Below are 11,211 nucleotides of genomic sequence, written 5' to 3'. Positions count from 1 at the left end.
GGGCGCCCGCCGTGCACCGCCCAGGCCAGGACGGGCCCGGCGATCCAGGTGGCCGGCACCGGCATGGCCCCGGGCACGCCCTGGAGCGGTCCCAGCACGTACGGGGAGGCCAGCAGGCACGCCACGGCGACCAGCAGGTCCAGCCCGAGCAGCGGCCAGCGGCGCAGCGCCTCCACGCTGTAGGCGAACGTGGCCGCGGCCGTCCACAGCGCCATGACACCGATGATCACCCACCCGGTGAGCGGGTCGGCGTAGCCCGTGTGCTGGGCCATCAGGACGGCCGCGTACGCCAGCGAGGCGAGGCGGAAGACCGCGATCGCGCGCCAGAACGGCCCTTCGATCTCCATGAGCCCCTCTCGCGTTCCGACAGATATATTGACAAATAGTCGGATTACCCGTGTGAATAGGACAGCCTGCCTGACACAATCCGGGGCACCCTAATGCAAGGAATCTGACTGAATGTCCGCTGTGAATCATTTCACCCAAGGCCCGCTCACGCCGGTGCTCGCCTACGTGATGTCGTGCATGGGGTCGATGCTCGGGCTGCGGCTGACCGCCCAGGCCCATGCCTCGCGGGGCGCCTCGCGGGTGCGGTGGCTGCTCGGCGCGGCCGTCTCCATCGGCGGCACCGGCATCTGGGTCATGCACTTCATCGCCATGATGGGCTTCGAGGTCGAGGGCACGCCGATCAAGTACGACGTGTGGCTGACGGTCGCCTCGGCCCTGGTGGCGATCCTGGTCGTGGGCACCGGCCTGTTCCTGGTCTCCTACGGCAACGGCCGGATCCTGGCCCTGCTCGGCGGCGGCCTGCTGACCGGGCTCGGCGTGGCGAGCATGCACTACCTCGGCATGTACGCGATGAACATGTCCGCCCACATCTCCTACGACCGGATCATCGTGGCCGCCTCGGTCGTCATCGCGGTGGTCGCGGCGACGGCCGCCCTGTGGTTCACCCTGCGGGTCAAGCGCGCGGTGTGGATCACCGGCGCGGCGCTGGTCATGGGCGTGGCCGTGTCCGGGATGCACTACACCGGCATGATGGCGATGATGGTCACGGTGGACCACGAGCCCGCCGCGGTGCACGGCGCTGACGCGCTCGACTTCCTGGTGCCGCTCATGACCGTGATCAGCCTGATCACGCTGACGATGCTGCTCATGGTCATCCTGGCGCCCTCGCAGGAGGAGCTGCACGAGGACGCGGAGCTGGTGGCCCGCCTGGAGCTGCGCCGCCGCGCCGTCAACCGGCAGGCGCCGTTCGCGCCCTCCGGGCCGGGACAGGCGCCGCCCGTGCGGCAGCAGCCCGCCCCGCCGCTCCCCCGGCGGCAACCCGTCCAGCGGCAGCCGGTGTTCGGCGCGCCGGTCCCCGATCCGCGGCAGGCGATGTACGGGCCGCCGTCACCGAACGTCCAGCAGGGGTTCCCTCAAACTACGCAACGTTCCACACCGCGTACGAAATAGTTGCACATTCACTTGAGCCCCACTCATACTCCCTTAGTCACCACTAAGGGAAGTGCACGCGTATGTCACCGATTGACCATTTCTCCTACGGACCTCTCACCCTCGTCCTCGCCTACGCCATGTCGAGCGTGGGCTCCATGCTCGGCCTGCTGCTGACCTCACGGGCTCGCCTGGTCGGCGACAAGGAGGCCAAGTACTGGCTCGCGGGCGCGGCGGTCGCCATCGGTGGCACCGGCATCTGGACCATGCACTTCATCGCCATGATGGGCTTCTCGGTGCGGGGCACCGTCATCCGCTACGACATCCCGCTCACCGCCGCCTCCGCCCTGCTGGCGGTCGTGGTCGTGGGCGCGGGGCTGTTCGTGGTCTCGCGGGGCGGCGAGCGGCTGCCGTACCTGCTCGGCGGCGGCGCGCTGACCGGTGTCGGCGTCGCCGGCATGCACTACCTCGGCATGTTCGCGATGAACATGGCGGGCGACGTCGGCTACGACCCGCTGCTGGTCACGCTGTCCGTGCTCATCGCGATCGCCGCGGCGACCGTCGCGCTCTGGTTCACGCTGCGGGTGCGCGGCGCGCTGCGGATCGGCGGCGCGGCGCTGCTGATGGGCGTGGCGGTGACGGGCATGCACTACACCGGCATGATGGGGATGTCGGTCCACACCCACACCGTGACCGAGCCGGTGTCGGGGGCGAAGGCGATCGACTTCCTGCTGCCGCTCATCGTCGGCCTCAGCGTGATCACGGTGGGCCTGCTGCTGACGGTCATGCTCTCGCCGTCGGAGAAGGAGCTGCGCCGCGAGGCGGAGTTCCTCGCCAGGCTGGAGGGCCGGATCCCGCAGACCCCGCAGGAGACCTCCGCGCGGACATACAGCGAGGGCGCGCCGAACGTGGATCTCTTCGGCACGCCCCGCCATTGAGCTATGTCGTAGGTACGGCTTGCGACGCGTAGTGGGCCGCCGACTCGCCGCGGCGCAAGCCGTACCTTGAGGGGGTTGTAGCGGTAACCCCGCTGGTTCAGAAGGTACGGCCGCCCGCTTGCAAGCCGCTTTCAGTCAGCCGTAGGCCGCCTGAAAACGGGCTTAACCGAAGAACACCTCCGACTCGGCGTACCGCGACACCGGGACGGTCTTCAGCTCGGCCGTGGCCACGTCGAGCCCCACGCGGATCATCTCGGTGCCGCGCAGCGCGACCATCTTGCCGTAGTCGCCCTCGTGCGCCGCGTCGATCGCCTGCAGCCCGAACCTGGTGGCCAGGACCCGGTCGAACGCGGTCGGGGTGCCGCCGCGCTGGATGTGGCCGAGCACGGTGGTGCGGGCCTCCTTGCCGGTGCGCTTCTCGATCTCCTTGGCCAGCACCTCGCCGATGCCGCCGAGCCGCACGTGGCCGAAGGCGTCGAGCTCGCCCGCCTGCAGCTCCATCTGCCCCTCCATCGGATGGGCGCCCTCGGCGACCACGATGATCGGCGAGTAGCGGGTGCGGAAGCGGGACTCCACGTACTCGCAGACGCGGTCGATGTCGAACGGCTTCTCCGGGATGAGGATGACGTTCGCGCCGCCCGCCATGCCCGCGTGCAGCGCGATCCAGCCGGCGTGACGGCCCATGACCTCGCAGATGAGCGCCCGGTGGTGGGACTCGGCGGTGGTGTGGAGGCGGTCGATGGCCTCCATGGCGATGTTGACGGCGGTGTCGAAGCCGAAGGTGTAGTCGGTGCCCGACAGGTCGTTGTCGATCGTCTTGGGCACGCCGACGACGTTGACGCCGCGGTCGTAGAGCTGCTTGGCGACGCCGAGCGTGTCCTCGCCGCCGATGGCGATGAGGGCGTCGACGTTCGTGGCCGCCAGGTTCTCCTTGATCCGGTCGACCCCGCCCTCGATCTTGATCGGGTTGGTGCGCGAGGAGCCGAGTATCGTGCCGCCGCGCGGGAGGATGCCCCGTACGGCCTGGATGTCCAGGGGCATCGTCTCGCCTTCGAGCGGACCGCGCCATCCGTCGCGGAAGCCGACGAACTCGTGCCCGTAGACGCTCACCCCCTTCCGCACGACCGCTCTGATCACCGCGTTGAGACCGGGACAGTCTCCGCCTCCGGTGAGCACTCCTATACGCATGGTGGGTTCCTCCTATGGGGTTGTGCCGTTAGTGGAAACATCAGTTTTCTCAGTGTTGGTCTGAGATGGTCGATACGTGAAGCTCTCGGAGTGGGCACGGCGGAACGGTGTGCATTACCAGACCGCCTGGCAGTGGGCCCGTGAAGGCAAGATGCCGGTGCCGGTCGTCAGGACCGCCACCGGCAGGTACATGGTGGTCGACGAGGAGACGGAGGAAGTCAAGCCACAGGCCACCGGACGCACGGTGGCGTACTGCCGCGTCTCCAGTGCCGACAAGCAGGCCGAGCTCGAACGGCAGGCGGCCCGCGTGGTCGCCGCCTCGGCCGGGCTGGGCCTGACGGTCAGCGAGGTCGTCGGCGAGATCGGCTCGGCCGTGGACGGCGAGCGGCCCAAGCTCGCGCGGCTGCTGCGCGACCCCTCGGTGGGCGTGATCGTGGTCGAGCGCCACGACCGCCTCCTGCGGTTCGGGCTGGAGCCGCTGACGGCCGCGCTGGAGGCCACGGGGCGGCGCATCGTGGCGGTCGGCGACCCGGAGGCCGACAAGCGCGGCGCCCGGTTCGACGACGAGCTGGTACGTGACATGGCGGAGGTCCTCACCTCGTTCTGCGCCCGACTCTACGGCCCCGGCTCGGGTGCGCGCAGAGCCCGCGCGGCCCTGAAGGCGGCGCTGGAGGCAGCCTGAGGCCCGGAAGGGGCCCGGCTGGAGTACGGGGTCAGGCACGAGGGTCAATAAGATTCTCCGAACGGTTCGTGACCAGAATCGCATTGTGCCCGCTGGGGCGGGAAGTGGTCTAGACCATAGCGAGCGGAACCCCTTCCGGGAGGCGATTTCGTGAGTGTGTTGGCCATCGACGCCGGCACGACCGGTGTGACCGCGCTCGTGGTCACCGAGGACGGCCGGATCGAGTCCAGAGGATATGAGGAGTTCGCCCAGCACTTCCCGCGCCCGGGATGGGTCGAGCACAACCCGGAGGACATCTGGCAGGCCACGCTGAGCGCCTGCGCGGCGGCGCTGGGCGGCGCGGCGTCCACGCCGGCCTGCGTCGGCATCACGAACCAGCGGGAGACCGCGGTGCTGTGGGACCGGCGCACGCTGGCCGCGCCGCGCCGCGCGATCGTCTGGCAGGACCGGCGCACCGCGGCCGTCTGCGAGCGGATGCGCGCCGCCGGCTTCGAGCCGCGCGTCTCGGAGCTGACCGGGCTGCGTTTCGACCCCTACTTCACCGCCTCCAAGCTGACCTGGCTGGCCGAGAAGGACCCGCGGGCGTGGGACGGCGTGCGGTCCGGGGTCGTGGCCGTGGGCACGGTGGACTCGTACCTGATCGCCCGGCTAACGGCGGGCGCGCGCCACGTGACCGACCCGTCGAACGCCTCGCGCACGCTCCTGTACGGCCTGGAGTCCGGCGGCTGGGAGCCGGAGCTGTGCGAGCTGTTCGGGGTGCCCCAGGAGGCGCTGCCGGAGATCGTGCCGAGCTACGGGCCGATCGCCGAGACCGACCCGGACGCGTTCCTGGGGCTGCGCCTGCCGATCAGCGGGGTGGCGGGCGACCAGCAGGCGGCGCTGTTCGGGCAGACGTGCTTCCGGCCCGGTGAGGTCAAGTGCACCTACGGGACCGGGTCGTTCATCCTGACCAACACCGGGAGTGAGATCGTCCGCTCCGAGGCCGGCCTGCTGAGCACCGTCGCCTGGCAGACACCGTCGGGTGAGCTGACGTATGCGCTGGAGGGCTCGATCTTCGTGACCGGCGCGGCCGTGCAGTGGCTGCGCGACGGCCTGGGCCTGATCGGCACGGCGCCGGAGTCGGAGGCGGTGGCGCGGACGGTGCCCGACAGCGGCGGCGTGGTGTTCGTGCCCGCGCTGACCGGGCTCGGGGCGCCGTACTGGGACCCGGACGCGCGCGGCCTGATCAGCGGCATCACCCGCGGCACGACGCGGGCGCACCTGGTCAGGGCGACGCTGGAGGCCATCGCGTACGAGGTGCGCGACGTGGTCGAGGCGACGACCGGGACCACGGGCGAGGGCGAGGGCGGGGCCGTGCCGGTGCTGAAGGCCGACGGCGGGGCCAGCGGCAACGACCTGCTCATGCAGCTCCAGGCCGACCAGCTGGGGACGGTCGTGGAGCGGCCGGTGGTCCAGGAGACGACCGCGCTCGGCGCGGCGTTCCTGGCGGGGCTCGGCTCGGGCGTGTGGGGGTCGGCCGACGAGCTGCGCGAGACGTGGCGGCTGGACCGTCGTTTCGAACCGGGACGGCGCGACGACCACGCCTACGAGCGGTGGCGGGCGGCCGTGAACCTAGCGTCAACCAAAGGTTGACGATCGGCTAGCGTCAACCTATGGTTGACGCATGGACTCCACCGTACGTCTCGACGACCTCATCAACGCGATCAAGAGCCGCCACCCCGACGGCGACACCCTGGAGCAGCTCTCCGACGCCGTGACGCTGGGCGAGCACCTCGGCGAGGTGGCCGACCACCTCATCGGCCACTTCGTCGACCGGGCCCGCCACTCCGGCGCCTCCTGGACCGAGATCGGCCGCAGCATGGGCGTGACCAAGCAGGCCGCCCAGAAGCGGTTCGTGCCCAAGGAGGGAGGGCTGGCCGCCCAGATGGCCTCCTACGGCCGCTTCACCGCCCGCGCCCGCAACGTGGTCGTGGCGGCGGAGAAGGAGGCCAAGGAGGCCGGCGGCGAGACCGTCGAGCCCGAGCACCTCGTCCTCGGGCTGCTGCACGAGCCCGAGGCGCTGGCGGCCAAGGCCATGGTGACGCTCGGCGCGCCGCTGGAGCGGGTCAAGGAGGTCATGAAGGCGATGCTGCCCGCCGGCGGCCGGAGCGCCCCTGACCTGGTGCCGCTGGCCCCGCAGACCAGGAAGGCCCTGGAGCTGACGCTGCGCGAGTCGCTGCGGCTGGGCCACAACTACGTCGGCACCGAGCACATCCTGCTCGGGCTGCTGGCCCTCGGCGAGGGGACGACCGTGGCCGCGCTCGACGGGCTCGGCCTGACCACGGAGAGCGTCGAGCCGGAGATCAAGCGCATGCTTCACGAACTGCTCGCGCGGCCAGGCTCCTGACCGCGGCTCGGTCCGGCTCCTGACCGCGGCTCAGCCCGGCTCCGGGCCGCCGCTCAGCCCGGCTCCCGGCCGGCCGGGCCGGCGGCGAACCTGGTCAGCACGTTCCGCGTCGCGCGGCGGGTGAAGGCGGCCGCGGCCCCGGTCACACCGTGGCCGCACCGCCTGCCCCGCATCCCGCACACCCAGCGCATCGTGCCCGTCGCGAACACCCCCGCGCCCCGCGGCGTGGTGTAGTACGTGCTGGTCGAGTACGTCGGCCTGCCGCCGCAGTCGAGCGGGGAGCGGGCCAGCACCTGCACGCCGCGCGGCGACCCCGGCGCCACCTTGTCGGTCTCGACGCCCGCCAGCCCCGGGAAGCGCCTGCCCGTGGTGCCCTCGAAGATCCAGTGGCCGGGCCTGCGCACCACGTACGCCGCCTCGGCGGGGAAGCAGTCGTACTGCTGCCCCACCAGCGCGCTCTCCGGCTGCGAGGCCCGCCACAGCGGGCACCGCGTCTCCTTGTCGCACATGACCATGCGCCCGTACAGCCCGATCCGCCAGTAGACGGCGTTCGCGCCGAGGAAGGCCAGGTTCGCGCCGTCGTCGCGGGCCCGGGTGACGGCCGCGCGCATCCCGGGCGACCAGTACTCGTCGTGGCCGAGCGACACCACGGCGCGGGCGCCGTCCAGCGCGCCGGGACGCAGGTCCAGGCTCGTCAGGTACGCCAGGGGCACGCCGCTGCGTTCGGCCACGGCGAAGGCGTCCTTCTCGAAGTCCAGGAACAGCCGCGCCCCCGACGTGTCGTAGGGCCGGTCGAAGGTGACCTTGCGGGAGCGATCGGCGAACCCGCCGGGCCCCTCGTAGAGGCTGCGCCCGCCCCACAGGTTGTAGGCCTGCCAGGTGGTCACCGCGTTGACCAGCACCACCCTGCCTCTGACCGACGCCGAGCGGAGCGTGATCGGGACGTAGCGCTGGCCGCCGGTGGAGGCGTCGAGCCTGACCAGGTACGCGCCCTCACGCCAGCCGTCCGTCTCCACCTGCAGCGACGGCTTCCAGTGGGCGGCCGTCACCATGCCCTCGATCGTCCTCGGCGGCGCCTGGCGCACCCCTTCCAGCTCGCCGGAGCGCCACACCTGGACGGGCCGGGCTCCCATGCGGAAGACGCGCACGGTGTAGCGCGGCGCGGTCGTGGAGACGCGCAGCCGGAACCGCTCGCCGGGCAGCACGCTCACCTGGTCGGCGAAGCCCTCGATCTCGTGCTCGGCGCCCCGGCCGGTGATCCGCCAGCGCGCCGGGGCGGTGGCCGGCGCGGGGGGCGGGTGGGCGGCCGGAGGGCTCACCGGCTCGGGCGGGCGGGTCGGCATGGCGACGCCGCCGCACGCGGCCACCAGCAGCGTCAGGGCGACGAGGGACTTGCGCACAGCGCCCCATGCTGCTCACCGGGCCGCCGCCCGGCCCGCGACTTGGCGAACGCCTTACGGGCCCCGCCCGCACTCCTTACGCGACGACGCCTCTCAGGACAGGGGCAGGACGCAGGACGGGCTGTCCACCTTGATCGACTGGCCGGTCGGCTCGGGCACGCCGTCCTTCAGCGCGAACTCCGTCACCACGCCGGAGCGCTGGTTGGCCACGTACAGGCGGTCGCCGGTGATGGCGAAGTGCCGGGGCCAGTCGCCGCCGGAGGGCACCTCGGCCACGCGCGACAGGTCGTCGGCCCGCAGCACGGTGATCGAGTTGGGGCCGCGGTTGGCGACGTACAGGTACTCTCCGGCCAGGTCGAGGTGCGACGGCTGGTTGACGCCCTCGGCGCGGGAGGCGAGCGTGCCGGACGACTTCTCGCCCTCGATGCAGGTGACGATGCCGTCCAGCTCGCCCACCACGTACAGGCGGGAGCCGGAGAAGACCATGTGCCGCGGCCCGGTGCCCGGCGGCAGCCGCAGCGCCTCCAGCTTCTCGCCTTGGGGCGTGTAGCGGCGGATCTCGTCGGTGCCCAGGTCGCTGACGTGCAGCACGCCGTCGTGGAAGACGGCCTGGTGGGCGTGCGGGCCCTGCTGGCGCTCGGGGTTCGGGCCCGAGCCCTCGTGCGGAAGCACGGTCATGGTGCCGGTGAACGCGCCGCGCGGGTCGAGCCGGTGCAGGCTGACCGTGCCGTCGCCGTAGTTGGCCGCGGCCAGCACCGCGCCGTCGGGCGAGACCGCGACGTGGCAGGGGCTGTCGCCGGCGCTCGGCCGCTCGTCGAGCGGGGTCAGCGCGTCGCCGTCCCTGGTCAGCGCCGTCAGCCACCCTTGGGTCAGCTCGCCGGCCGCGTACAGCACCGGCAACGTCGGATGCGCGGCCAGGAACGATGGCGAGGCGAGCCGGGTCAGCCCGCCGCCGGGCGTGAGGATGCCTGGACCATATCCGCCTATATACAGGTGCTTCACAGCACCCATCCTCTCATGGTTGACTGTGGCAATGAATTCGTTGACTGCGGCAAGAGTCTCCGAGATCCGGGCCTTCAATCGCTTCTACACGAAGGTCATCGGGGTGCTCACCGCCGGGATGCTCGACACCCCGTACTCGCTGACCGAGGGCAGGGTGCTGTACGAGCTGGCGAACGCCGGCCAGCTGGAGACGGCCGAGCTGCGCACCATGCTGGGCCTGGACGCGGGCTACCTGAGCAGGATCCTGGCCCGGTTCGAGGGCGACGGGCTGATCACCCGGGAGCGGTCGGCCACCGACGCCCGCAAGCAGGTCGTCCGGCTCAGCGTCGCCGGCAAGGACGCCTTCGGCATGCTGGACCAGCGCTCGGCCGACGAGGCGGAGCGGCTGCTCGGCACCCTGTCCGAGGAGGGGCAGCAGCGCCTGGTCGCCGGCATGACCACGATCAGGGAGCTGCTCGACGGGTCCGGAGGGCAGCGCTCGTACCTGCTGCGGCCGGTGCGCGCCGGCGACCTGAGCTGGGTCGTCCACCGGCACGGCGTGCTGTACGCCCAGGAGTACGGCTGGGGCATGGACTTCGAGCGGCTGGTCGCCCGCATCGTCTCCGACTTCGAGCCGTCACGCGACACGGCGTGGATCGCCGAGGTGGACGGCCGGCCCGCCGGCTGCGTGTTCTGCGTGCGGGAGGACGACACGACCGCGCGGCTGCGGCTGCTGCTGGTCGAGCCGTCGGCGCGGGGCATGGGCATCGGGGCGCGGCTGGTCGGCGAGTGCCTGCGGCACGCCAAGGCGCAGGGGTACGAGCGGATCACGCTGATGACCCGCGACGTCCTGGTGAGCGCGCGGCGGATCTACGAGGGGGCGGGCTTCGAGCTGGAGTCGGAGCACAGGAGCACCGAGAACGGGATCGAGATCAACGAGCAGGACTGGAGCCGCGCCCTCTGACGCCCTCTGACGCCCTCCCGAGCTCTCACAGGGCCGACGCCAGCTTCCTGGCCGCCTCCGTGACCAGCTTGCCGTACTCGGGCCGCAGCTCGTCCGGCATGCGGCTGGCCGGGGTGGAGACGCTGAGGCTGGCGACCGGCCCGCCGGGGCCCATGACGGCGGCGGCCACGGCGGCGATGTCGGAGCGCCACTCGCCCCGGTTGTCGGCGTACCCGCGCGCCCTGACCGCCGCCAGCTCCGCCGCCAGGGCGTCCCGCCCGGTGATCGTGGTGCCGGTGTAGGAGGGCAGCTCGACCGGCAGCTCGTCGCGGAAGGCGAGCACGGCCTTGCCGTTGGCGGAGGCGTGCAGCGGCAGCCGGATGCCCAGCGGCAGCACGATGCGCAGCGGCTTGTCGGTCTCCAGCCGCTCGATCAGCACGACCGCGTCGCCCTCGGGCACCATCAGGTGGATGGTCTCCCCCGTGCGCTGCCGCAGCTCCTCCATCAGCGGCAGCGCCACGTCGCGCAGCCCCAGCTCGGCCCGCCGGCCGACGTGCAGCGCCTTGGTCGTCACCTGCCAGCGGGTGACCTCGCCGGCCGCCGGCCTGATCCACTCCGCCTCGTGCAGCGTGCGCAGCGAGCGCTGGACCGTGCTCTTGGGCAGGCCGAGCGCCCTGGACAGCTCGCCGACGCCCACCGGCTGACGGTCGGCGACCTCCTCCAGCACCCGCAAGGCGTTGATCACGTTCTGCATCCATTGACTCCCCTCCGGCCTGATCCTAAGGTAGGTGAACCGCAGGGCGGCACAGTGTGCCGTGACACGGCACAGAGGAGCATGAGACAGTGGGCCGCCACTTCCTGCAGATCCCCGGACCGACGAACGTCCCCGACCGTGTGCTCAGGGCCATCGCGCAGCCGACGATCGACCATCGCGGGCCCGCCTTCGCCCGGCTGACCACCGAGCTGCTCGACCGGCTCAAGGCCGTCTTCCGGACCTCCGGGCCGGTCGTCGTCTACCCGTCCTCGGGCACGGGCGCGTGGGAGGCCGCGCTGGTCAACACGCTGTCGCCGGGCGACAAGGTGGTGGCGTTCGAGACCGGTCACTTCTCGACGCTGTGGTGCGACATGGCGGCCCGGCTGGGGCTGGTCGTGGACGTCGTACCCGGTGACTGGCGGCACGGCGCCGACCCGGAGGCGCTGGCCGGGCGGCTCACCGGCGACGTCGCCGCCGTCATGGTGGTGCACAACGAGACCTC

General features: G+C 71.8%; 12 protein-coding genes. 7 read left to right on the top strand and 5 right to left on the bottom strand.

The annotated features are described in order from the left end of the window. Positions 1-347 (bottom strand): DUF5931 domain-containing protein (locus tag KME77_RS22465; RefSeq protein WP_246610502.1); only part of this gene is annotated, 347 nt, incomplete at its 3' end. A gap of 112 nt (positions 348-459) precedes the next feature. Between KME77_RS22465 and KME77_RS22460 the strand changes: the two genes are divergently transcribed. Both KME77_RS22460 and KME77_RS22455 read left to right on the top strand, forming a co-directional pair. Continuing rightward, positions 460-1,458: an MHYT domain-containing protein gene (locus KME77_RS22460; RefSeq protein ID WP_246610500.1), complete on the top strand. Its 999-nt coding sequence runs from the start codon at positions 460-462 to the stop codon at positions 1,456-1,458. 62 nt (positions 1,459-1,520) lie between these two features. Further along, entirely contained in the window at positions 1,521-2,375 is an 855-nt protein-coding gene (locus KME77_RS22455; protein ID WP_219470910.1) for an MHYT domain-containing protein, read from the top strand. A gap of 162 nt (positions 2,376-2,537) precedes the next feature. On the opposite strand, the gene KME77_RS22450 is transcribed toward KME77_RS22455, so the two are convergent. Further along, complete coding sequence (locus KME77_RS22450; protein WP_219470909.1) at positions 2,538-3,563, bottom strand: 6-phosphofructokinase; 1,026 nt, start codon at positions 3,561-3,563, stop codon at positions 2,538-2,540. A 76-nt stretch (positions 3,564-3,639) separates the two neighbouring features. Here KME77_RS22450 and KME77_RS22445 point away from each other — a divergent pair, with 76 nt between their 5' ends. The 3 genes from KME77_RS22445 to KME77_RS22435 all read left to right on the top strand — a co-directional run bounded on the left by KME77_RS22445 (position 3,640) and on the right by KME77_RS22435 (position 6,631). After that, positions 3,640-4,245, top strand: coding sequence for an IS607 family transposase (locus KME77_RS22445; RefSeq protein ID WP_219470908.1), 606 nt, complete (start codon positions 3,640-3,642; stop codon positions 4,243-4,245). Between the two features lie 150 nt (positions 4,246-4,395). Continuing rightward, on the top strand, positions 4,396-5,877 hold the full coding sequence (locus KME77_RS22440) for an FGGY family carbohydrate kinase (RefSeq protein WP_219470907.1): 1,482 nt from the start codon (positions 4,396-4,398) through the stop codon (positions 5,875-5,877). A gap of 31 nt (positions 5,878-5,908) precedes the next feature. Beyond that, a complete protein-coding gene (locus KME77_RS22435; RefSeq protein WP_219470906.1) occupies positions 5,909-6,631 on the top strand; it encodes a Clp protease N-terminal domain-containing protein in 723 nt (240 codons plus the stop codon). A gap of 53 nt (positions 6,632-6,684) precedes the next feature. Here the strand turns inward: KME77_RS22435 and KME77_RS22430 are convergent, their stop codons facing one another. Together KME77_RS22430 and KME77_RS22425 are read right to left on the bottom strand one after the other, a co-directional pair. Further along, entirely contained in the window at positions 6,685-8,031 is a 1,347-nt protein-coding gene (locus KME77_RS22430; RefSeq protein ID WP_219470905.1) for a N,N-dimethylformamidase beta subunit family domain-containing protein, read from the bottom strand. 93 nt (positions 8,032-8,124) lie between these two features. Further along, a complete protein-coding gene (locus tag KME77_RS22425; protein ID WP_219470903.1) occupies positions 8,125-9,033 on the bottom strand; it encodes a lactonase family protein in 909 nt (302 codons plus the stop codon). 31 nt (positions 9,034-9,064) lie between these two features. Here KME77_RS22425 and KME77_RS22420 point away from each other — a divergent pair, with 31 nt between their 5' ends. After that, entirely contained in the window at positions 9,065-9,976 is a 912-nt protein-coding gene (locus KME77_RS22420; RefSeq protein ID WP_219470901.1) for a bifunctional helix-turn-helix transcriptional regulator/GNAT family N-acetyltransferase, read from the top strand. Between the two features lie 25 nt (positions 9,977-10,001). On the opposite strand, the gene KME77_RS22415 is transcribed toward KME77_RS22420, so the two are convergent. Next, positions 10,002-10,709 (bottom strand): IclR family transcriptional regulator, encoded by a 708-nt coding sequence (locus tag KME77_RS22415; protein ID WP_219470899.1) that lies wholly within the window; start codon positions 10,707-10,709, stop codon positions 10,002-10,004. A gap of 89 nt (positions 10,710-10,798) precedes the next feature. On the opposite strand from KME77_RS22415, the gene KME77_RS22410 reads away from it, so the two are divergent. Next, positions 10,799-11,211, top strand: a 413-nt coding sequence (locus KME77_RS22410) for an aminotransferase class V-fold PLP-dependent enzyme (protein ID WP_219470898.1), incomplete at its 3' end; no start/stop codon positions are given.

It is taken from the genome of Nonomuraea rhizosphaerae (genome assembly GCF_019396405.1).
Classification (GTDB): domain Bacteria; phylum Actinomycetota; class Actinomycetes; order Streptosporangiales; family Streptosporangiaceae; genus Nonomuraea; species Nonomuraea rhizosphaerae.
Note: the sequence above shows the minus strand (reverse complement) of the source record. Positions and strands in the feature narration are given on the sequence as shown.